Here is a 21,829-nt window from a genome sequence, read left to right on the forward strand (position 1 = left end):
CTGACTATTTACCGGTGGAAAATGGATCTTGTCATACAAGATCTTCCTCTTTATAATTTGTATGTACCTTGTTTAAAAGAAACGTTCTGTTGAGATGGTTATACATATTTCAATCAGACAATAAAAGATAAGGTTGTATCGGTTGGCCAGCTCTCTAATGAAAGGATGAGACCCTCATACATGGGAGTCTGATGGATTTCAAAGGAAGGCTGGTTCTATATTGAGGAGGAACATGCTTATGGCATTACCAATTGAGGGAAATTGGTTCACCAAATTTGTAAACGTATTTATGGGCGTGATCGGAATATTGTTTGTGTCCGCAGCGCTTGACGGGACGATTAAACTTTCTATCTATGAATGTATTGGATATCCGCTTGCCGCCATCCTTTTTGCATGGGCAGGACGAAAAGGATCAGAAAGTGATGCTGGTAAATCTGTGGGTTACTATGGGATGAGATTGTTACCGATTGTGCTCATTATTGTTACTTATTATACAGATCAGGCACTTGGTGGAACGCTTATAAAGATTGAAGAACCTTGGAGTGCCTTTACGGCTCTCATCATCGGTGTACTGTTAGTTTTATATTTTGCAAGATGGATTGGTTTAGCATACAGTATAATCATCTTAGCTCTAGCATTTGCGTTTGAATTGTTTGTAGATGCATTTGAATTCGCGGATGACGACTGGAATGTATATATGTACGTCTTCGCACTCGTGCTCATCTTCTTCCTGTTTGGGAAGACAGATGATCATAACAATCGTGCTAATATGTAAAAAAACCCCCGTTATGACACTCGTCATAACGGGGGTTTTTACTTTGGAGCCAAATCTGCTTTAGTGCTGTGCAGAGAATCAGGGTGCCAGGCACCCTTTAGTACTGTGCAGGGAAATAGGGCGTTTGTGTTGCGGTGAGTAGTCAGAAAGTTTATACTTTTTTCGAATTCATTTGTGAAGGGGTGAGAGTATGGAGAAGTTGTTGAAGACGTTAACGGAACTGCATGGGCCTAGTGGTTATGAGCAGGAGGTTTCGTATTACATACAGGAGAAGATGAGGTCTGTGCTTGATGAGGTGACGGTGGACGGCATTGGCAATGTGACGGCTCGTATGAAAGGCAGGAAGCCAGGGCCTACTGTTTTAGTGACGGCTCATATGGACGAGGTAGGGTTTATTGTGAAGAAAGTAGAGCCGAATGGCCTTCTTAGGTTCGAGAAGCTTGGAGGGCATGATGACAGGATTTTACTGGCGCAGAAGGTACGGGTTAAAGGTCGTTATGGGTTAAAGCGGGGAGTTATTGGGACCATCCCTGCGCACTATCAAAAGTTTGATGATGCAGGACGCGTACGGAAGCATCATGAGCTGTATATTGACGTTGGTGCTCGCTCGAAAGAGGAAGTTGCAAAGCTTGGAATTGATGTGGGCAGCACGGTGACTTGGGCGTCTGAGCTTGAGTATTTAGGGGACGAAGAGACAGGTCGGTTTGTTGGGAAGTCGCTTGATGACCGCGCTGGCTGTGCTGTCTTAATGAAACTAGTTGAGGAGCTTGAGGATCGTGATTTTGCTGGGGAAGTTGTGGCTCTTTTCACTGTTCAGGAAGAGGTTGGACTTCGGGGAGCTCAAGTTGGTCTAGCGCCGATTGATTGTGATGTTGCGATTGCCCTTGATGCCACAGTAACGAGTGATACTCCAGAGGCTTTGCTTGATGACACTTTGCAACTGGGCAGTGGAGCAGGCGTTAAAATTCTCGACATGAGCTTAATCGCTCACCCAACTGTAAAAGATCATTTTATACAGCTTGCTGAGAAAGAGAGCATTCCTTATCAGCCTGAGCTGTTCACAGGTATTGGAACAGATGGAGGGGCAGTTGCGCTAGCCAATAAAGGTGTTCCGACTGGCGTTCTTTCTATCCCTTCTCGCTACTCTCATGCGCCGATAGAAGTAATAGACATGGAAGATATACAGGCTGTGCAGAAGCTGTTAGTGGCTTTTGTAAAAGGGAATGCTGAAGAGTCTGCCTTTACGTTTTAATGAAGAGCTCAGTTAAAGCTGGCGGGAACGTCACTAACGATCGTTTAGAATACGCAACTATTGCCCTAGAATTTTGGAGAAAATAAAAGATAAAAGGTCCATCGTGCCTCGGGCAAGTAGACACCTTCTCTTCCTACCTTTACAATAGAAGCAATACCCTACGTAAAAGGAGAACGGATATGAGATTAAACGACAAACAGGAAGAAGCAGCGGGGCATTTACAAGGACCAATGCTCATTATTGCAGGAGCAGGTAGTGGAAAGACGACCGTTTTATCTCATCGAACGAAGCGTCTGATCGACACAGGAGTAGATCCTTCTTCGATTATGATGTTAACGTTTACGAATAAAGCTGTGCGCGGACTGCAGCAACAAGTGGCAAAGCGTGTAGGAGAAGAAGCGGCTGGTGAGGCGTGGATATCCACATTCCACCGTCTTGGTCTCCATATTACAGGAGAAGCTGATCCAACGCTTGTGACCCTTCACCCTGCTGGATCACGACAAGTTTTAAAGAAGATCGTCGAAGGGATGCACGTTGATGAAGAGGATGAAGACTTTGCGCGTCCAGCTAAGCTCCTCTCTCTTATTTCGTTGTTTAAAAGCGAGCTTGTATTACCTTCTTATTTATATGATGGCGAAACGCTTGATGAGTATATTGATAGCAGTCGTGTGAAGCGTATGATACGGGACCAGATTGGTACTAGAGGACGCTTTGACTTGTTCCGGAAAGTGTATCATACGTATCAGTACATTTTAGATGAATACGGGCAGATGGATCTTGATGATATTTTGCTAAAAAGCGTTTTATTCCTTTCTGAAAGTAGAGACTTATTAAGTGATCTACAAGGGCGTTTTCAGTACTTTATGATCGATGAGTTTCAGGATACGAACAGGGCGCAGTATGTGTTGGCTCAATTGCTTTCTGACCACACGCGCAATTTAGCGATTGTTGGGGACGATTTTCAGTCGATCTATGCGTTCCGCGGAAGCGACATGCGGAACATTTTAGACTTTGACAAGCACTACCCGGACGCGTTTATGGTAAGGCTTGAAGAGAATTATCGCTCGACGCCTGTCATTTTAGAAGCGGCCAATCAGCTGATTGCCCATAATCAGGACCAAAAGGAAAAGACCCTGTTTACTGGCCAGGAAGAAGGAGAGCGGCTCACGGGGTACCGTGGTGAAACCGTGCAAGATGAAGCGAAATGGGTCTCAGGGGAGATTAAGCGTCTTGTAACTGAAGAAGGATACAGCTATCAGGACATTGCGATCTTCTATCGCAGCCATTCTGATGGTAGCCTATTTGAAGTAGTTCTGCCAGAAGAGGAAATTCCATTTACCGTTGTGAAAGAAGGGAGCTTCTTCGAGCGGGAAGAGGTAAAAGATCTTCTAGCATACGCCTCGTTTGTCACCGATCCTCACGATACGTATTCGCTAAGAAGGATTATCAATACTCCAAAACGTGGAATTGGAAAGGCGTCTGTTGACCGAATCGTTGAGGCAAAGACAGATGATGTTGATTTTATTTCGCTCCTAGTAGATGGCGATTTACCTGGTGTGAAAGGAAAGTCTTTAGAGCGGGCTCGTGATTTCGGTAAGCTCGCTACGAGACTTCAAGACGGGGTCTCTAAAGTGGGCGTTGCCAAGTGGCTCAAAGCTTGTCTTCAACTGAGTGGGTATGATGAGATGCTTGAAGGGCTTGAAGAAGGGCAACGCAGAGAGAAGCGCATTCATCTTGATAAGTTAGTTGAACTGGCTGGAGAGTTTGAAGCGAGCGAAGAGGCGCTTACATTAGATGACTTTATTGAGCGGGTGAAACGTACTGATGTTGATGCGACGTTAACAGAAGATGAGGACTTTGACCGCGTACAGCTATTAACGGTTCACGCATCAAAAGGACTTGAATTTCCGGTTGTCTTCGTTGTTGGCATGAAAGAAGAAGGATTTCCTTCCCCGTATGCAGCGAGTCCGTTCGCAATCGAGGAAGAGCGCCGCATTTGTTACGTGGCCTTTACCCGTGCGAAAGACCGTTTATACCTCAGTTATCCTCTTAAAAAGCAAGAAAAGAACGATGAGGGTGAGAAGGTGGAAGTCGAAACAACCCCATCTCGTTTCCTATCCGAATTCGACCCAAGCCTCATTAACTGGTTGGAATAAGGGCAACTTTATTACGGTAAAGAACAGAAGCGTGCCAGACACCCTTTGCTGCGTTAAAGCAAAGATGGATGTCTGGCACGCTTTGTTTGTTACCCGTTTGTTTCAGGCTGGTTTAAGTATTTGGAATCAAAAGCGATGAGGACGACGTCTAGCTCGTCTTCAAGTTTCTTTAGTTCCTGTAGCTTTTCCTTTGGCAAATCATCATAATCAAAATCCATTAGGATCAACTCCTTTACGAGTAGTATGAGTTGATCTAACCTACCTATACTTAAAGAATAAAGCAATCTGAAGTACTTCATTACACTAAAGCGTGCCAGACACCATTCAATGCTGTAAAGAGCTGCAGGGTGCCTGACACGCGTCAGTGCTGTAGAGAAATAAAGCGTGCTAGGTGCTTCTGCTAAAAAAATGTCTTGATTTCTAGAAACTTGTTAAAATTCTGTAAATTTCATAGATTCTAGTGAAAGCGATTTGATATACTAGTTTTGGATGGTCTTTTCAATTTAAGGAAATGATGATTTGAAAGGCCAAATACATAACATGAGAGAGGTAGAGTTACATGGGGAAAACTCACAAGACAATGGTCGCTTCTTTAGCTGCGACTACGGCTGTAGCAGCAGCGATGGCTGCTCCAGCTTCTGCGGATGCTAAAGATTTCAGTGATGTGTCGGATCGTTATACGGAAGCGGTGAACTTCTTGCTCGAGATGGAAGCAACGAACGGATATTCTGAGGATAAGTTCGGGACGCATATGGCTATCAAACGTGTCGATGCAGCGGTTTTACTGGCGAATGTTTTAAACCTTGACACTGAAGACGTTGAGCCATCCGGTTTTACAGATGTACCAGATCGTGCTAAGGATGCCGTTAGCGCATTAAAGGCAGCAGGCATCACAAGCGGTAAGTCTGAAACAATGTTCGGTTCTCATGACGAAATCACCCGTGGTGAACTTGCCATTTGGATTGAAGAAGGGTTTGGCTTAAAAGGGGTACACCAACTTCCTTTTAACGATGTAAATGATCGTTATAAAGATGCAGTTGAAGCTCTTTTGGCAAACGGCGTGACAGAGGGGGTTTCAGAAGTTGCTTTTGGTACGGACCAAATGGCTAAGCGCGGAGACTACGCTATTTTCCTAAAAAGAGCATTTGACGTGATGGGCGAGCAGGACGGCAAGTTTGAACTGCCTCTTATGCACACGAACGATACTCACGGTCACATCGAGAACATCGCTAAGAAGAAAACGGCTATTGATATGTACCGTGAAGACAACCCAGAAGCTCTACTTCTTGATGCAGGGGACGTATTCTCAGGAACGCTTTACTTCCAAGAGTTCCTTGGACAGGCTGACCTTGAATTCATGAACTTGCTCGACTATGATGCGATGACATTTGGTAACCACGAATTCGACCTCGGTAAGAGCGAGAACGGTCACAAGGCTCTTGCTGATTTTGTGAAAAATGCAGAATTCCCATTTGTGGCAGCTAACGTAGATTTCTCGAAAGATCCATTGTTTGACGACATGAATAATGGCGACGAAGTTTCGTCTACACCTGAAGATGGTGAAATCTACGGCGGGATCATAACTGAAGTTGAAGGAGAAAAGGTTGGGCTCTTCGGTTTAACAACAGTAGAGACGCCAGATATCTCTAGCCCAGTTGACGTAGCGTTCGAAGATTACATTGCTGAAGCTGAGAAAATGGTGCAATCCTTTGAAGAACAAGGCGTCAATAAAGTTGTAGCTCTTACTCACCTTGGCTATAACGATAACATCGATTACGACAACGATGTAGCTCTGGCTGAAGCGGTTGAGGGCATCGACATCATCGTGGGCGGTCACTCTCATACAGAGCTTGAGCCTATGATGCTTGACGGTGAGGAGCCGACTGTTCTTGTTCAAACAGGTGAATACAGCGACAACCTTGGAACGCTTGAAGTTGAATTTGACGAAAACGGCGTTGTAAAGAATTTTGCTGGTGAACTAATTGAGCTTGAAGGCTTAAAAGAAAATGCATGGTTTGCAAACAAACTAAAGCCTTATACTAAGAAAGTAAATGAAATTAAGACTGAAGAGATCGGCGTATCTACAGACGTTGTCTTAAACGGTGAGCGCGCGAGTGTTCGTACGGGAGAAACGAACCTAGGTAACTTAATCGCAGACGGTATGCTTGCAAAAGCACAAAGCGTGAATCCAGATACACAAATTGCTGTAACAAACGGCGGAGGTATTCGTGCTTCAATTGATGAAGGTCCCATTACCCTTGGTGAAGTGCTGACGGTTATGCCGTTCGGTAACGCACTTGGTATCATGACTCTTACAGGTGCTGAAGTAGAAGAAGCTCTTGAGCATAGTGTCTCTATGGCTCCTCAGAAATCAGGTGCGTTCCTTTCTGTCGCCGGCATGAAGTTTGAATACGACAGCAGCAAGCCCGCTGGTGAGCGTATTGTAGACGTTCAAGTTAAAACAGAAGACGGTTTCACTCCACTTGAAGGCGACACAGCGTATAAAGTAGCAAGTAACTTATTCACCATCCAAGGTGGAGATGGCTACACAACATTTGAAAAAGCATATGAAGAAAATCGCGTAAGTGAACCAGGATTCATGGACTACGAAATCTTCGTAGACTACCTGCAGTCCCTAGGCGACACCATTTCACCAGAAAAAGAAGGCCGTATTACAGACAAAGCTGGCCAGTAAAACAAAGCCTAATTATACCCAAAGGTCTCTCCATAAAGGAGAGGCCTTTTTTATGCGCTAAAGAAGTAAAGAGTGCCAGGCACCCTTTGATGCTGTGAAGAGCTGCAGGGTGCCAGGCACCCTTTAGTACTGTAGTGCTGCAAAGGGCGTGGTGGTTGACGGTGATTGGAGGTGAGGGTATAGTAGAGATAGATTGACGAAAACGCTTACGTAAAAGTGGGTGATGAAATGAATCCAACGATTCAAGATGTGGCGAGGTTGGCCAATGTATCGATTGCGACCGTCTCAAGAGTGCTCAATAATCAGCCTGGATACTCAGAGAAAACGAAGCAAAAGGTGCTCAAGACTATTGAAGAGCTCGGATATCAGCCGAATGCGATTGCACGAGGTCTTGTGAACCGGAAGACGAGTACAATCGGTGTTTTATTCCCTAGTGTATCCGGCTTGTTATCAGCTGATATATTGCATGGTATTGAAGCAAAAGCGCATCAACATGGGAAAAGTGTGATTGTGTGTAACACAGCTGAAAACCGGGAAAAGACGATCAAGTACTTGCAAGTTTTGCGTGAAAAGCGAGTGGATGGGCTCATCTTTGTTAGTGAGGAAGTGACGGAAGAATACTACGAGCTATTCCGTCGTATGGAGATCCCTGTCGTGCTTGTATCGACCGAGTCTTATCAATATCCGCTTCCCTATGTGAAGGTGGATGATCGTCATGCAGCTTATGCTGCTACGAAGTATTTGATTGAAGAGGGTCACACAACGATCGGTATGATTGCAGGAAGTCCGGATGATCCGATTGCCGGATTGCCTCGTATTGAAGGGTACCGGTTAGCCATGCGAGAAGCAGGACGACCTCTTGAGGATAGTCTTGTTGAGACGTGTCCAAGCTTTCAATATAACGACGGAAAAAATGGCTTCTCTTCATTAATGAACCGTCATCCTGAACTGACTGCTATCTTCGCAGCTAGTGATGAACTCGCACTTGGGGCCATATCGGCAGCTTACAAGGAATCGATCCGGATTCCGGGCGATGTATCGCTCGTTGGTTACGATAATTTACTTCTGGCCGAAATGTCCGTGCCGCCACTTACGACGATTGCGCAGCCTTTCCAGCGTATGGGAGAGCGGGCTGTTCAGATGATCATCGATTTAATGAATGGTGAGGAAGCGGAATCGACGATATTGCCTCATGAGCTTGTAATTCGTGATTCGGTAAAACGCAGGTAAAAAAATTTGCAGATCAACGTAAACGCTTACGTTAAAGGGGAGGAAAAAAAGTATGGCTAAACAATGGTGGAAAGAAAGTGTCGTCTATCAAATCTATCCGAGAAGTTTCAATGACAGTAACGGAGACGGAATTGGGGACATCCCAGGTATTATTGAAAAGCTTGATTACTTAAAAGAACTAGGGATTGATGTCATTTGGTTATCCCCTGTATATGATTCTCCGAATGATGATAATGGCTATGACATTCGTGATTATAAGGCGATTATGGACGAGTTCGGTACGATGGCCGATTTCGACACATTACTCCATGAAGCACATAACCGTGGCATCAAAATTGTGATGGACCTTGTTGTCAATCATACATCAGATGAACATGCTTGGTTTGTCGAATCAAAGTCTTCAAAAGACAACCCAAAGCGCGATTATTATATTTGGAAAGAAGGAAAAGGGGATCAGCCTCCAACGAACTGGGAATCCGCGTTTAGTGGTTCTGCTTGGAAGTATGACGAAACAACAGGCGAGTACTTCTTACACATTTTCTCTAAAAAACAGCCAGACTTAAACTGGGAGAACGAAGACGTTCGTAAAGACGTGTACGACATGATGAAGTGGTGGCTTGATAAGGGAATTGATGGTTTCCGAATGGACGTGATTAACTTTATCTCGAAAGATCCGCGTTTCCCAGACGGTGAAATTCATCCTGGTAAGCAGTACGGTGATGGTGGAAAGTACTTCATGAATGGTCCGCGTATTCATGAATATCTTCACGAAATGAACCAGGAAGTACTATCAAACTATGACGTGATGACGGTTGGTGAGATGCCAGGGGCGACTCCTGATGAGGGGAAACTGTACACAGCGGACGACCGCGAAGAATTGAACATGGTCTTTCATTTTGAGCATATGGATATTGGCGGTGGTGAGCTTGGGAAGTGGACCCTTAATCCTTGGAAACTAACAGAATTGAAATCGATTCTTTCAAAATGGCAATATGCCCTTGAGGAAGAAGGGTGGAACAGTCTGTACTGGAACAATCACGACCAGCCACGTGTTGTTTCTCGTTTCGGGAATGACGGCAAGTACCGCAAAAAATCTGCGAAAATGCTTGCAACGTGTCTTCATATGATGAAAGGAACGCCTTACATTTATCAAGGTGAAGAAATCGGCATGACCAACGTAGCCTTTGATCGTATTGAAGACTACGAGGATCTAGAGTCCTTAAACATGTACGAAGAGCGAGTGAACGATTTCGGTGAAGACCCAGGTTCAGTCCTTGAACGCATTCACCACAGAGGGCGAGATAACGCGCGTACACCGTTCCAGTGGAATTCTGATAAGAACGGTGGATTTACAGACGGAACTCCTTGGCTTGCTGTGAACCCGAACTATACGGAGATTAACGCAGAAGAAGCCGTGAACGATCCGGATTCTGTCTTCCATTTTTATAAAAAACTGATCGAATTACGCAAATCGAACGAAGTTATGGTATATGGACGTTACGATCTTCTTCTAGAAGAGAGCGAAGACATCTATGCCTTTACGCGTACGCTTGAATCTGATCAGCTGTTGGTATTGTGTAACTTCACGGGTCAAAAGCAAACCGCCCAGCTTGATGACTTTTCTGGTAAAAAAGGTTCTGTGTTCTTAACGAACCGTGAAGGGGAAGTTGTTGACGCTTGGGACCTTAAGGAAGTTGAACTTGAGCCGTATGAAGCGATTGTGTTTACAGTAAAATAAAGAGTAAAAGCGTCGGAAGTTGGTTTGAGCTTCCGACGCTTTTTTATAGACGGAACTTTGAGTGCTCACCCATTAAGCTCCTCATCTTGACGCTGTTTTCGTAAGTAAAATATATAAGCGCAAGGGGGAACGCTACACACGAATATGACGCCACCTATCAAAATTCCTGTTCCTATCCCTGTGCTTAGTGAGATGGCGATCCCTGCTGCTACTGATATCAAGGTGACGACAATTAAGGAAATTAGAAATCCTTTTTTGGGCGATTTTTGGCTTGGGTATTCGTCGACGCTAATGCTCATGGACAAATACGCTGAAATAACAGTAGTGATCATGAAAACACTCCACAATGGATTTGATCTCATTTGATCTAATCCACCCTGAATAACGTCATACCCCAATATTCCTATAATACCAAGCGTTTGGATCACGTAAGCCGTTCGGATATTCTTCAAATTCTTCAACACTAACCGTTCATCTTTAATCTTTTTCATGACCAATCACTCCTCCCTTTCAATCCAAAATAATTCATCCAATGTCTTATGAACCGCATAGCAAATCTCAAGGCACAACTTTAACGAAGGATTGTACTTTCCCTTTTCAATCAAACTAATCGTCTGCCGCGTCACCCCCACTTGCTCAGCTAACTGCGCTTGCGTCATATCAACCTGTACACGAGCGACCTTTACATGGTTTTTCAACTTAACATCTCACTCCTTGTGAATAATGTAATGTATATCTTACATTATTCAATTTATATATTACATTAATGTTCCGTAAATTTCCAGTGTATTACATAAAATTGACTTATTTTTTGAATAGATTCGTTCAAGATGGTACTGCATAGCGTTAGATAGAAGGACGTTTCCGTGAGCGAGCGCATTTTTCGGGTTCATCTTTTCCATATGGGAAAGCGACGGAACCGCCCATGTGAAATTGAGCACTTAAAACCACATTTAATGTTATAGGGCCCGTTAACAATTATAACGCCGGGGTTGCTGGGGGACTACGAGACTCCCGCGGGATAAGGAGCCTAGGGGAGACCCCGGAAAGCGCATAGCGATTGAGGAGGCTCCCCAGCTCCCCGCAGGAAAGCGAGTTGTCCCCCAGCAACCCCTAGCACTCTCATGGCAACGGGCCTATTCTAATAATGTGTATCAGCTTGCCAAAGCAAAATTTTAATAAATTTGAAAAAACCTGAAACCAAACCCCATCCCATTTCGGTAAATACTACTAAGAAACATACAATTTTTCCAAACGACCGGTCGACTGACTTGGAAAGGATTGCTACACTAATGTAGGGAAAGTAAAAAATAGGGAGGACTTTGATGTTACAAGGAGCAGTAATTTTTATTATTCTAGGTATTTTAGGAGCGCTGTTGTTAATCGGCGGAATTGTTACGTTTATTATTTTCCGCGTTCGTTACAAGACAGCTAGTTCCAATGAAGCACTTATTGTTACCGGCCCGAAGCTTGGAGATCCGGAGCAAGAGAAGAACGTGTTTGAGGATGACAATGGGCGTTCTGTTAAGATCATTCGCGGTGGCGGGTACCGTCTTCGTATGTTCCAAACAGCGACGCCGATTGACTTGACTTCATTCCAACTACAGGTTAATTCGGATAAAGCCTATACGAAGGAAGGTATTCCAGTTCGCGTGCAAAGTACAGCCGTGATCAGTATCGGAAGTGAGCTTGAGATTATGGCGAACTTTGCGGAGAAATTCCTTGGTAAGAAGCAAAATGAGCGTGAATCGGAATTAAAGGATGTCCTAAATGGTCACCTTCGCTCCATCATTGCGTCGCTCCCAATTGAAAAGATCTATAATGACTTTAAAGAAGTGAATACACAGGTGAAAAACATAGCAGAAGCCGACCTTAAGGGCATGGGTTTTGAAATCACTTCTTTTGCATTAAATGATGTAGAGGACGTGGATGAAGAGAATGGATATATTGATGCCCTAGGTCGACCACATATTGCAGAAGTTCAGAAGAATGCAGATATGGCAGAGTCAGATGCTCGTAAGGAAACGCGCATCTACCAGGCGAAGAACGACCAGGAAGCACAAGACGAAGAAAACCGTCGCCTAACGGCCGTTGCGGAGTCAACGAAAGAGAAAGATATTCGCGAGGCTGAGTTCCAGAAAGATACGAACCGTGCTCGTGCGAATGCGGACCAAGCAGGAGAGCTTGAGAAGCAAAAGCTTGCTCAACAGGTGAAGGAAGAAGAGCTGAAAGTACAGTATATCGAGAAACAGCGTGCCGTTGAACTCGAAGAAGAAGAGAACAAACGCCGTCGCTCGATTGCGGATGCTGAGGCCTATGAGTTAACAAAACGCGCCCAAGCAGAGGCGGACCAAGAGCGCATTAAAGGTGAATCGGAAGCAGAAGTTATTCGCCAGCGCGGTATTGCAGAAGCCGAGTCCAAAGAACGCATGGCAAAAGCAATGGAATACTACGGCGAAGCAGCGATTATGGAAATGCTTATCTCTGTTCTGCCTGAATACGCTGAGAAAGTGTCAGCCCCTCTATCTCAAATTAAAGACATGAAAGTGATCGACATGGGAGGATCGAACTCCCAAGGCGGATCTTCACGAGTCGCAAACAGCGTAACGTCCACGATGCTAGGAATTCAGGAATCTTTGAAAGAAACAACAGGAATGGATTTAAAAGCGATGCTTGAAAGCTATGTATCTCGCGGGAATGTGAATAACTTTGATCTAAACCCAGATCAGCATAAGCAAGAAGCATCTGCTACGAAGGAATCAGAAGAAGCACCTCAGTTTGATGAAAACCAACCTTCCGTAAGCGCGCAAGCAGAACCAGATTTAACAAGTGAAGAGGAAGATGAGGAAGTGAAATAATAAGAGTAAATGCCTTGCATCCGTGCAAGGCATTTTTTTATGGAGCAAAAGCTAGCGATTTCGAGACCTCTAGTAACCTTAATGAAACTTCAATCATTCAAACGCCCATTTGAGTGAAATGTGTTGACGTTTTCATATATGTTGCATAGACTGTAAGTATATATTCAAACGATCATTAGAATGAGGTGTCTTACATTGAGTGAAAAAGTAGCGAAACCAAGTAAAACCCATACATGTGACACATTTTGTTACGATGAGGAACTGGTGCAGCGTGTCCAGCCTCAGATCGAGAAAGCCTCTGGTGTTGAACAGCTCTTTAAAGCTTTATCTGACAAAACACGTATGAAAATAGCTTATGCATTAACGCTTGAGAAGGAACTTTGCGTGTGTGATGTGGCCAATATTATCGGTTCCACAACCGCAACCGCCTCTCATCATTTACGCCTGCTTCGCGATATGAACCTGGCTAAATCTCGTAAAGAAGGAAAACTAGTTTTTTACTCTTTAGCTGATGATCATGTACACCAGCTTGTATCGATTGCTTTAATCCACGCAAACGAATAATAAATAGATTTCCTTTTAAGAGAGGAGGACTTTCAAAAATGGAGGAAAAGAAAAAGAAACAAACAGACATATGCTGTTCAAGTCAAACAGAAGTAGACGAGGGGACTTCTTGTTGTTCAACGAATGGAGTAGAACCTGAACTAGAAGCTTCTTGCTGTTCTAGTGAGGAGAAGAAGGAACCTGTATCCACATGTTGTTCATCAGAACAGGCAGCTACTGTTGAAGTAGCGTCTTCAAATCCTCTTTCAACGACAAATGAACATATAGAAGAGTACAACATTAAAGGGATGGATTGCCCATCTTGTGCAGCTACAATTGAAAAAAGCTTGCAGAAAACAGAAGGCATCCATTTCGCGAAAGTTAGCTATAGTACAGGGAAGCTTGCGGTTGGCGCTGAGCGTAATGAAATATATGATCACATTCCAAAGAAAGTTCGAAAGCTTGGTTTTGAAGCTGAACCTGTAAGCCAACCTACAAATCTGGAAACCTATAAAATAGAAGGAATGGATTGCAGTTCTTGTGCCAAAACAATAGAAAAACATCTTAGTAAGAATATGAATGTGACAGAGGTTCACGTGAACTTCTCGACAGGCAAAATGAACGTCGGTCATTCTACAACGTCAAAAGAAATTGTGAAAGAAGTCCAGCGTGCAGGGTTTGATGCAGCGCTACAAACGAAAGACTCATCTGAACGAAAGGAGAAACCTTCATTCTCCTTCTCAGCTACCGCAATGTCAGGTACTCTTTTAGCCTTTGGGTTTGTTGGCTCCTTTATAGCCCTACCTTCTTTTTGGGTAACGGCCTTTTACGCTTTGGCTATTCTCATTGGTGGGTGGAAGCCAGCCAGAAGTGCTTTTTATGCCATTAAGAGCGGTTCTCTTGATATGAACGTTCTCATGGCGTCTGCGGCAATAGGGGCAGCCATTATTGGAGAGTGGTTTGAAGGAGCCATGGTTGTGTGGTTATTCGCTCTTGGAAATACCCTTCAAAATCGATCGATCGAACGGACCCGCGAATCAATTCGGAGTTTAATGAACCTCGCGCCGTCTGAAGCAACTGTTAAAGAGGGAGGTCAGCTCGTTCAAAAAGCGGTCGAAGATGTCCAAATAGGCGATGTGATTGTGGTGAAACCAGGTGAGAAGGTACCTCTTGATGGTGATATAGAAGTAGGGGAATCTAGTCTCAATCAAGCTCCGATTACAGGAGAATCACTGCCCGTTGATAAAGCAGTAGGAGATCCGGTTTTTGCTGGGACTGTTAATGAAAGCGGGTCACTTGAAGTGAAAGTGACGAAGTTAGTCAAAGATACAGCGATTGCGAGGATCATTCACCTTGTGGAAGAAGCTCAAGAAAAGAGAGCTCCAACGCAAGCCTTTTTCGATAAGTTTGCTAGTATTTATACACCGATTGTATTTGGTTTAGCGATCGCGGTTATGATTCTGCCTCCACTTGTCGGTTTTGGATCTTGGGGCGAATGGCTTTATAAAGGCCTTGCCCTCTTAGTGGTAGCTTGTCCTTGTGCGCTGGTGATTTCAACTCCTGTTGCGATTGTTTCGGCAATAGGGAATGCCGCGAAGAACGGGGTCCTTATTAAAGGAGGAACCTTCTTAGAGAAAGCTGGCGCCATTAAGGCGATGGCTTTTGATAAAACAGGCACCCTAACAGAAGGGAAGCCGAAAGTAGCCGAAGTAAAAGTGGCAAAGGGGAGTAGGGAAGATCTTGTTGCGATTGCAACGACGATTGAAGAATACTCCACACATCCAATTGCTCAAGCAATTACGTCATATGCAGAAGAACGTCAAATTGTTGCGAAAAAAGGGAAAGCCTTTAAATCCATTGCTGGAAAAGGGGCTCAAGCTACCATTGATGGTGTCGAATATTTTGCTGGAAAACCGAAATTATTCCAAGAATGGAGCGTTCCATTCGGTGACATGGAAGGTGAACTCGACGTCCTGCAGCAAGAAGGTAATACGCTTGTTGTAGTAGGGACGCGAAATGAAATTCTAGGCATCATAGCCGTGGCTGATACGATTCGAGACATTACCGTTCAGTCGATTCAATCGCTTAAGAGAGTTGGCATTCATGAAGTTGTGATGCTGACTGGGGATAACGAAGGGACAGCAAAGCGAATTGCTGGTGAGACAGGGATTGACCGCTATTTCGCTGAGTTATTACCAGAGGATAAAGTAACAGCGATTCAGAAGTTACAAGCAGAAGGAAAACAAGTAGCTATGATCGGAGACGGAATCAACGATGCTCCAGCCCTTGCAACGTCTGATCTTGGAATAGCCATGGGAGGTGCAGGTACAGATTCTGCTATGGAAACGGCAGACATTGTGCTGATGGCAGACAATCTTGAGAAATTGCCCCACACCATTCGTCTCAGCCGAAAAGCTTTATCCATTATTAAGCAGAACGTATGGTTCTCACTTATCACGAAGTTTGCAGCCCTTCTGTTGATCTTCCCAGGCTTCCTCACATTATGGATGGCTGTCCTTAGTGACACCGGAGCGGCGCTGATTGTTATTTTGAACAGTATGAGGTTAATGAGACAAAAATAATAGAATGAAAAAAATCCTGATCCGATTGTGGCTTTGATTTTGGAGTACAAAACAAAGCCACAATCGGATTCACCCCCCGAAACACACAAATAGTTACTATTTGTGTGTTTTTATATGGGAGTTCATTGGTAGGATGGGATCTAATAAAGTGGGGTCTGGGATATTATGTTAGTATGGATGTAGGATTTGTGAAAATAGGTAAAAGGAAATGAACAGGGGGCGTAGGAATGTTTTGGTGGATAATAGCTTTGTTAAACATCGTATTAGCGGTTGTTGAACTAACAGTAGCTTTTAAAAGTAAAGATAACTATTTATCCTGGATTCATGTTTTGTATAGTTTGATGTTCATTTCATATGGCGCTTCTGCAATTAATGGTAATCTTTTATTTGGAATTCCTGGTTTAGTTATAGGTTTGTTTGCAGTTTTTCTTAATTTCAGATATAGAAATCGGCTATTATCCCAATAACAAACGCGCCTATTTGAATAGGCGCGTTTGTTATTTTTACTGGGTGCGATCGTTGCATAAGGAGGGCCTGGTATTTCGTTAACGAGGGAGTACTATATGTAGAAGGTGGTAATAAATGAGTGACAATAATCTTATCGGCCCTTATGGTTTTCAGTATTGCATTCACGGCAGATGGAGGAAGAAATTTTCTCAAAAAAAAGACGTCCTATTAAGGACGTCTTTGCGTATTGCGGCGAGAGACAGCACTCCACATTAGTGCCTTGCCATAAAGGCGCGTCAATCTCGTCTTATGCAATTCAGCTCATCGCTAGATAAGTATAGCATAGTTTACCTATTATATCTAATAGAAAATACTTGAATTAATAGAACCGATTACTATCATACAGAATAAACATCCAATTTCATATGTGAATTGGATCTCTATTTTGGACGTTATTTTATACTTTATTTCTCCAAAAACTGAGCCAGTTAGTCCCATCGAGAAATCAGTTTTTTCTATTCAGACAATGAAGAAAGTGTCTGCTCAGCTACGTGACGTTGTTCGGTTTCTGTAAGCTGAAGCTGGATGGTTTTTCGGATTTGACGAACGAAGTCATGCTGTGTTTCGTGTAAGGTTTGGTTTAACACAGGGTTTGAATGTGTTCCGGATTGATACAAATGAGCAGTTCGTTTAAACAATTCGTCCGTTCTCCTATTTAACTTGTGCTGCGATTGACCGGCCTTTTTTTGTTTATATTGAGAGAGGGCAATGGCAATTTGGTGTTTCCAAATCGGCAGCGTTGTGAATATGGAGGATTCGATGCTCTCAGCTAGTGTATGATTCGCTTTTTGAATCATACGAATCTGTGGTGCTGTTTGCATAGCGATCTGCTGACTTATTTGCAAATCATATAAGCGCTGGTCCAGTTGTTCTGTGACGTCCTCAAGATCTTGGATTTTTTGAGGTGTGAGGTCATTTTCGGTCTGTTCAAGTTCGGCTTTCAGGCGAGGAAGGGTGTCCTCGATCCATTCTGTTTTCTTTATTTCGCCTGCAGCAATAAGGGTGCATAAATCCTCATAGTACGATTCGTTTTGTTGGTAAAGTTGTTCAAGAACCTCATTATCTTGGAGTAATCTTTCCCTGGAACGTCGCAAACGGACCGTTGTTTTTTCCATTTGTGCACCGATCTTTTGATACTTGGATAGAGTGGCATGGACAGAATCGTTTTTACGAAACCATTTGGCGAAAAAGCCTTTCCTCTCATGCGAGAGCTCGTTCGGGTCAATGTGTTCAAGATTGTGGAGCAGTTCATTCATGATCGTTCCAGCTGAGGACATATTGCTGTCTTTTACTTGCCCTAGGATGGTATTAGAAAATGTCCGAATTTGTTCTTGTACGTCTTGTCCAAATTCAACCATTCCCTTGTCCACCTTCATTTCTGCTGCTAGCTCATGGGCTTTCTGTTGCTGGTGTTCTGTTAAGCTTTTGAACGTTTCACTTACGTGTTGAAGTGAATGGTTAGTCATGTTGCTTAACCTTCTCCGGTGAACCAGATCCCTGCAAATGAATCGAGTGTTCGGCGATTTCTCGTTCAGCGCTTAAGTCTTCGAAGTCATTAGAAAGAATAGAGGCAAGTTCTTTCTCAACTGCAAATGTTAACTTTCGAATCAGGTCTTCTGTTTCATGCAAGGCTTTCTTCGATTCTTCATCCTTTAGCGAATGTGAAGCAAGAAAGGTGTACTTTTCTGTTAGTTGCACGACCGAATCGAGCTGGTAGAAGAAGAAGTGATCTGCTTCATAAAATCGAGCGGGTTCTTTCTTTACAACTTTAAGGACACGTGAGACAGAGCGGTTCAATTGTCCGATCTCTTTAAGCGCATGAACAGAACGTACGCTAAATAATGCTTTGTTTAGTCGTTTTTTCTTTTCGGTTGCTTCTTTGATATTCTTCATAATGTATTGGTAATCTTTCCGCGTCAATTGGTTGGTTGCTAACTTTCTGCGATTGCCCAAATGCTTGAGGGATAAGTATGTTCCTACTGCGACAAGGGTAGCCCAAAAGCTTGATGCAATGAATCCTTGGTCTCCTAGGAAAAAGATGAACCAGGAGATGACCATCACGTGGAAGGCTAAAACGCCATACAGGAATTTCATTAATACAGACTTCATGTTATCGACTCCTTCAAGAAGTTCGTTGTATCTTCTATTATATGACATCTTTACGTATTTTCAGAGGGGTAGGTTTCAAAAGTTGATGAATTTTCTCGATTTGATTGCTGTGGAACCAGGCCGTTACCTTGGAAGGTGCTAGGGGTGGCTGGGGAACGACTCGCTTTCCGTGGGCGAGCTGTCGAGCCTCCTCGGGCAAAAGGCATGCCCTGCGGGGTCTCGTCGACCTCTTTCTCCCACAGGAGTCTCCCCGTTCCCCAGCCACCCCCGGCGTTATATTGGTTAACGGCTTTGCTTGGACAATGTTTCGAGCATACACATTTTTAATGAAGTGGTGTGAAACCTGAGTGGGTTCTAAAAATATAATAAAAGATGAACTTTCCTTCTCTATTAATTAGAATCATCCTATCTTAGCTTTTTATCTCAACTATGACGCGTTTCCGCTTCTCTCAATATGGTCAAGATGGTCCGAGAAATTGCGAGACTCCTGTGGCAGTGTGAGCCTAGGGAAGACCCCGGAGGGAGCGAAGTGACTGAGGAGGCTTCCCAGCTCGCCGCGGAAAGCGAGTGATTTCTCGGACCACCTTCCTCTAGCCTATCGCTAAGGAAACAATTACCTTCTCATGGCAAAACTAAGGGCACCTCAATTAGGTGCCCTTAGTTTGTTAAGCCGAGTAAGTGCTCGATGTTGTTTTGTTTTTTTGTTGGTCGAGTTCTTTTTTGTCTTGTTGTAAGGCCTTGTAGAGAGAGAAGACCATTAGGATCATGATGAAGGAGAAGGGTAAGGCTGCTGTGATGAGGGCGTTTTGTAAGGCGGTTAGTCCTCCGGTGTATAAGAGGACAGCTGCGATGGTGGATTGGGATACGCCCCATGCGAATTTTACGGTTTTGGGTGGGTTTAGGGACCCGTTTGTTGTTTGCATGCCGAGTACGAATGTGGCTGAGTCGGCTGATGTGATAAAGAATGTTGCGATTAGCATCATGGCGAGTACTGAGAGCACGACGGCGAACGGGAATTGATCAAATACACCGAAAAGCGCTTGTTCGTCTGGTAGCTTGGCGATATCGGCGCCGTCTTTTTGTGCTTGAATGCCTGAGATTCCAAACGTTGTCATCCATAGAAAGCTGACTAGGGATGGAACGAGAAGAACGCCAGATAGGAATTCTCGAATGGTTCGTCCTTTTGACACGCGAGCGATGAAGATTCCGACAAATGGCGCCCAGGCGATCCACCATGCCCAGAAGAAGACGGTCCAGTCCATAATCCATTGTCGTTCTTCTTCGTTGTTTGGGGAGATCCGTAAGCTTTCATCAGGGAGTTTTTGAACATAGTTCCCGAGTGTATCTACAAACGAATTTAAGATATACATAGTAGGACCGATAATGAGCATGGCTACAAATAATACGCCAGCGATTCCCATGTTGGCGTTACTTAAATATTTAATTCCTTTGCTCAAGCCGGTATAGGCCGACAACATAAATAGGACAGTGACGACAGCAATGATGACAAGTTGAACCCAATATTGTTTTTCAATTCCGAGAAGGTATGTAAACCCTCCATTAATTTGCGCTGCTCCAAACCCAAGCGTTGTTGCGACTCCGACGATAGTCGCGAAAACAGCGATTACATCGATCGCTTTGCCAAGTGGCCCTTTCATTTTTTTCCCGAAAAGAGGCTCAAGTGTTGCACTAATGAGACCTGGCTTCCCGTGTCTGAATTTAAAATAGGCGAGAACGAGCGCGACGACAGCATAAATGGCCCATGCATGAACACCGTAATGGAAAAAGGTTGTCCTCATCGAATCGCGAATCGCTTCTGGTGTTCCTGCTTCAGCGGTTGGTGGTGTTGAGATATAGTGAGAAACGGGAGAAGCAGCCCCGTAGAAAACAAGTCCGATTCCCATACCTGCACTAAATAACATCGCAAACCATGTGGAATAGCTATAATCAGGTTTGTCTCCTGGTTTTCCAAGCTTTATTTTGCCGAATGGACTAATGATCATATATAGGCAAAAAAGGACGAAGATCGATACAAGTAATAAATAATACCAACCGAAGTGAATCGAAATATACGTTTTGATGTTTCCTGAGATGGTTTCAAAATTTTTAGGTGCTAACACACCCCATAGGGACGCTGCGAGTGTTATGGCTAATGTAATCCAAAAAACTGATGTGACTTTCTTCATGTGTTTCTCCTTTCGTATTTTACGTATTTTGAAAGGCCGGCCTGTGCCTAATACACTTATACCCATAACATTCCAGTCTAAACAAAAGTTGGTTGAGGAGAGATCGGTTCTATCCGTTCAGGGTGTATCCTGATATAATGGGTTCACATAACTTCCTGATAGGGATTAGAGGAGGAGAACGACATGACGATTACAGATTTTAAAGAATTAAATGAATCAGGACTCTATTTTGATGGCTATGCCCTTGTGAAATCAGCGCAAGAAGCTACGACAAAAGGTGGCGTACCTTTTTTTAATATTACATTAGGCAAGCAGGAGAAAAGTATTTCAACAAAGCTTTGGGAAAATAAATTTAATAACCATGACTTGGCTCAGCTTAAGAGAGTTTTTGAAAATGGGAATGTGCTTCACATTAAAGGGAAATTGAGTGAATATCGAGACCAACTTCAACTGACCATCGATGAGTTTGCTTTCCCTGAAGAAGGAACCGTTCAGGTTGAAGATTATTTAGAATCAGCTCCAGAACCAATTGAAAGCTTAAGAGAAGAGTATGAAAATTATATTGCGAACATGGACAGCCCGGTACTAAAGGAAATTTGTCAGCGTCTGTATGATGAGCATAAATACAAGTTCATTACCTATCCTGCCGCAAAGTCGAATCACCACTGCTTCACAGGCGGTTTGCTGTACCATACGGTATCTATGCTTCGCCTCGGTGATCATATTTCTGGTCAGTATAAAGAGGTGAAAAAGGACCTCGTTATGGCTGGTATTGCGCTACACGATATGGGGAAAGTGGTTGAGTATACAAATTACTTCGCGCCTGACTACTCAAAGGTCGGTAATTTCCTGGGACATATTACGATTATTAACATGTTCATCGATCGTAAAGTCCAGGTACTAAAAGAAGAGATGCCGTGGACGCGTAAGGAAGCGGATGAGGTGTACGAACTGATGCACGTCATTAATGCTCACCACGGGAAGCTTGAGTATGGAAGTCCTGTAGAGAGTAAGATTTTAGAAGCGGAAGTTGTGCATCAGATCGATATGATGGACAGCCGCATTAATATGATTACGTACGGTCTTCAGGATGAGAATTTGCAAGAAAATGAAGCGAAACGAATTTTCCCAATGGGGCTCTATTACCGTACGTCTCAGGATTAATATAGATTGGTGTAGCACCTCCTCTTTGGACGTG

17 protein-coding genes are annotated in these 21,829 nt (G+C 43.8%); 11 read left to right on the forward strand and 6 right to left on the reverse strand.

Annotated features, from left to right (window positions below):
* Positions 1–238: 238 nt before the first annotated feature.
* The 3 genes from ACYX4O_RS06290 (at position 239) to ACYX4O_RS06300 (ending at position 4,183) form a co-directional block, all read left to right on the forward strand.
* On the forward strand, positions 239–775 hold the full coding sequence (locus tag ACYX4O_RS06290) for a hypothetical protein (protein ID WP_476355559.1): 537 nt from the start codon (positions 239–241) through the stop codon (positions 773–775).
* Positions 776–965: 190 nt separating this feature from the next.
* Positions 966–2,027, forward strand: coding sequence for a M42 family metallopeptidase (locus ACYX4O_RS06295; protein WP_476355560.1), 1,062 nt, complete (start codon positions 966–968; stop codon positions 2,025–2,027).
* Positions 2,028–2,206: 179 nt separating this feature from the next.
* Positions 2,207–4,183: an ATP-dependent helicase gene (locus tag ACYX4O_RS06300; RefSeq protein WP_476355562.1), complete on the forward strand. Its 1,977-nt coding sequence runs from the start codon at positions 2,207–2,209 to the stop codon at positions 4,181–4,183.
* Between the two features lie 89 nt (positions 4,184–4,272).
* Here ACYX4O_RS06300 and ACYX4O_RS06305 read toward each other — a convergent pair whose 3' ends face one another.
* On the reverse strand, positions 4,273–4,401 hold the full coding sequence (locus tag ACYX4O_RS06305; protein ID WP_476355563.1) for a hypothetical protein: 129 nt from the start codon (positions 4,399–4,401) through the stop codon (positions 4,273–4,275).
* A 341-nt stretch (positions 4,402–4,742) separates the two neighbouring features.
* Here ACYX4O_RS06305 and ACYX4O_RS06310 point away from each other — a divergent pair, with 341 nt between their 5' ends.
* The 3 genes from ACYX4O_RS06310 to ACYX4O_RS06320 all read left to right on the forward strand — a co-directional run bounded on the left by ACYX4O_RS06310 (position 4,743) and on the right by ACYX4O_RS06320 (position 9,846).
* Positions 4,743–6,878, forward strand: coding sequence for a 5'-nucleotidase C-terminal domain-containing protein (locus ACYX4O_RS06310; protein ID WP_476355565.1), 2,136 nt, complete (start codon positions 4,743–4,745; stop codon positions 6,876–6,878).
* 228 nt (positions 6,879–7,106) lie between these two features.
* Complete coding sequence (locus ACYX4O_RS06315) at positions 7,107–8,108, forward strand: LacI family DNA-binding transcriptional regulator (protein WP_476355567.1); 1,002 nt, start codon at positions 7,107–7,109, stop codon at positions 8,106–8,108.
* A 52-nt stretch (positions 8,109–8,160) separates the two neighbouring features.
* Positions 8,161–9,846 (forward strand): glycoside hydrolase family 13 protein, encoded by a 1,686-nt coding sequence (locus ACYX4O_RS06320; protein ID WP_476355569.1) that lies wholly within the window; start codon positions 8,161–8,163, stop codon positions 9,844–9,846.
* 65 nt (positions 9,847–9,911) lie between these two features.
* On the opposite strand, the gene ACYX4O_RS06325 is transcribed toward ACYX4O_RS06320, so the two are convergent.
* Both ACYX4O_RS06325 and ACYX4O_RS06330 read right to left on the reverse strand, forming a co-directional pair.
* Positions 9,912–10,337, reverse strand: coding sequence for a hypothetical protein (locus tag ACYX4O_RS06325; protein WP_476355571.1), 426 nt, complete (start codon positions 10,335–10,337; stop codon positions 9,912–9,914).
* A 6-nt stretch (positions 10,338–10,343) separates the two neighbouring features.
* A complete protein-coding gene (locus ACYX4O_RS06330; protein WP_476355573.1) occupies positions 10,344–10,544 on the reverse strand; it encodes a helix-turn-helix transcriptional regulator in 201 nt (66 codons plus the stop codon).
* Positions 10,545–11,171: 627 nt separating this feature from the next.
* On the opposite strand from ACYX4O_RS06330, the gene ACYX4O_RS06335 reads away from it, so the two are divergent.
* The 4 genes from ACYX4O_RS06335 to ACYX4O_RS06350 all read left to right on the forward strand — a co-directional run bounded on the left by ACYX4O_RS06335 (position 11,172) and on the right by ACYX4O_RS06350 (position 16,296).
* Positions 11,172–12,704 (forward strand): flotillin family protein, encoded by a 1,533-nt coding sequence (locus tag ACYX4O_RS06335; protein WP_476355575.1) that lies wholly within the window; start codon positions 11,172–11,174, stop codon positions 12,702–12,704.
* A gap of 195 nt (positions 12,705–12,899) precedes the next feature.
* A complete protein-coding gene (locus ACYX4O_RS06340; RefSeq protein WP_476355577.1) occupies positions 12,900–13,268 on the forward strand; it encodes an ArsR/SmtB family transcription factor in 369 nt (122 codons plus the stop codon).
* A 38-nt stretch (positions 13,269–13,306) separates the two neighbouring features.
* Entirely contained in the window at positions 13,307–15,829 is a 2,523-nt protein-coding gene (locus ACYX4O_RS06345; protein ID WP_476355579.1) for a heavy metal translocating P-type ATPase, read from the forward strand.
* A 227-nt stretch (positions 15,830–16,056) separates the two neighbouring features.
* Positions 16,057–16,296 (forward strand): hypothetical protein, encoded by a 240-nt coding sequence (locus ACYX4O_RS06350; RefSeq protein WP_476355581.1) that lies wholly within the window; start codon positions 16,057–16,059, stop codon positions 16,294–16,296.
* A 495-nt stretch (positions 16,297–16,791) separates the two neighbouring features.
* On the opposite strand, the gene ACYX4O_RS06355 is transcribed toward ACYX4O_RS06350, so the two are convergent.
* The 3 genes from ACYX4O_RS06355 to ACYX4O_RS06365 form a co-directional block, all read right to left on the reverse strand.
* Positions 16,792–17,802: a toxic anion resistance protein gene (locus tag ACYX4O_RS06355; protein WP_476355583.1), complete on the reverse strand. Its 1,011-nt coding sequence runs from the start codon at positions 17,800–17,802 to the stop codon at positions 16,792–16,794.
* Positions 17,795–18,445, reverse strand: coding sequence for a 5-bromo-4-chloroindolyl phosphate hydrolysis family protein (locus ACYX4O_RS06360; protein WP_476355585.1), 651 nt, complete (start codon positions 18,443–18,445; stop codon positions 17,795–17,797). Before ACYX4O_RS06360 ends, ACYX4O_RS06355 begins: the two co-directional genes overlap by 8 nt.
* Positions 18,446–19,110: 665 nt before the next feature.
* Positions 19,111–20,631, reverse strand: coding sequence for a glycine betaine uptake BCCT transporter (locus tag ACYX4O_RS06365; protein WP_476355587.1), 1,521 nt, complete (start codon positions 20,629–20,631; stop codon positions 19,111–19,113).
* 183 nt (positions 20,632–20,814) lie between these two features.
* Here ACYX4O_RS06365 and ACYX4O_RS06370 point away from each other — a divergent pair, with 183 nt between their 5' ends.
* On the forward strand, positions 20,815–21,795 hold the full coding sequence (locus ACYX4O_RS06370) for a 3'-5' exoribonuclease YhaM family protein (protein ID WP_476355589.1): 981 nt from the start codon (positions 20,815–20,817) through the stop codon (positions 21,793–21,795).
* Positions 21,796–21,829: the final 34 nt, after the last annotated feature.

This window comes from Pontibacillus sp. ABV4_188 (assembly GCF_056311905.1).

Excerpts from the sequence above, each read along its gene's own strand:
- ACYX4O_RS06335 (WP_476355575.1), top strand. The coding sequence starts at position 11,172 with ATGTTACAAGGAGCAGTAATTTTTATTATTCTAGGTATTTTAGGAGCG.
- ACYX4O_RS06320 (WP_476355569.1), top strand. The coding sequence starts at position 8,161 with ATGGCTAAACAATGGTGGAAAGAAAGTGTCGTCTATCAAATCTATCCG.
- ACYX4O_RS06350 (WP_476355581.1), top strand. The coding sequence starts at position 16,057 with ATGTTTTGGTGGATAATAGCTTTGTTAAACATCGTATTAGCGGTTGTT.
- ACYX4O_RS06355 (WP_476355583.1), bottom strand. The coding sequence starts at position 17,802 with ATGACTAACCATTCACTTCAACACGTAAGTGAAACGTTCAAAAGCTTA.
- ACYX4O_RS06315 (WP_476355567.1), top strand. The coding sequence starts at position 7,107 with ATGAATCCAACGATTCAAGATGTGGCGAGGTTGGCCAATGTATCGATT.
- ACYX4O_RS06325 (WP_476355571.1), bottom strand. The coding sequence starts at position 10,337 with ATGAAAAAGATTAAAGATGAACGGTTAGTGTTGAAGAATTTGAAGAAT.
- ACYX4O_RS06345 (WP_476355579.1), top strand. The coding sequence starts at position 13,307 with ATGGAGGAAAAGAAAAAGAAACAAACAGACATATGCTGTTCAAGTCAA.
- ACYX4O_RS06310 (WP_476355565.1), top strand. The coding sequence starts at position 4,743 with ATGGGGAAAACTCACAAGACAATGGTCGCTTCTTTAGCTGCGACTACG.
- ACYX4O_RS06365 (WP_476355587.1), bottom strand. The coding sequence starts at position 20,631 with ATGAAGAAAGTCACATCAGTTTTTTGGATTACATTAGCCATAACACTC.
- ACYX4O_RS06360 (WP_476355585.1), bottom strand. The coding sequence starts at position 18,445 with ATGAAGTCTGTATTAATGAAATTCCTGTATGGCGTTTTAGCCTTCCAC.
- ACYX4O_RS06305 (WP_476355563.1), bottom strand. The coding sequence starts at position 4,401 with ATGGATTTTGATTATGATGATTTGCCAAAGGAAAAGCTACAGGAACTA.
- ACYX4O_RS06290 (WP_476355559.1), top strand. The coding sequence starts at position 239 with ATGGCATTACCAATTGAGGGAAATTGGTTCACCAAATTTGTAAACGTA.
- ACYX4O_RS06295 (WP_476355560.1), top strand. The coding sequence starts at position 966 with ATGGAGAAGTTGTTGAAGACGTTAACGGAACTGCATGGGCCTAGTGGT.
- ACYX4O_RS06300 (WP_476355562.1), top strand. The coding sequence starts at position 2,207 with ATGAGATTAAACGACAAACAGGAAGAAGCAGCGGGGCATTTACAAGGA.
- ACYX4O_RS06370 (WP_476355589.1), top strand. The coding sequence starts at position 20,815 with ATGACGATTACAGATTTTAAAGAATTAAATGAATCAGGACTCTATTTT.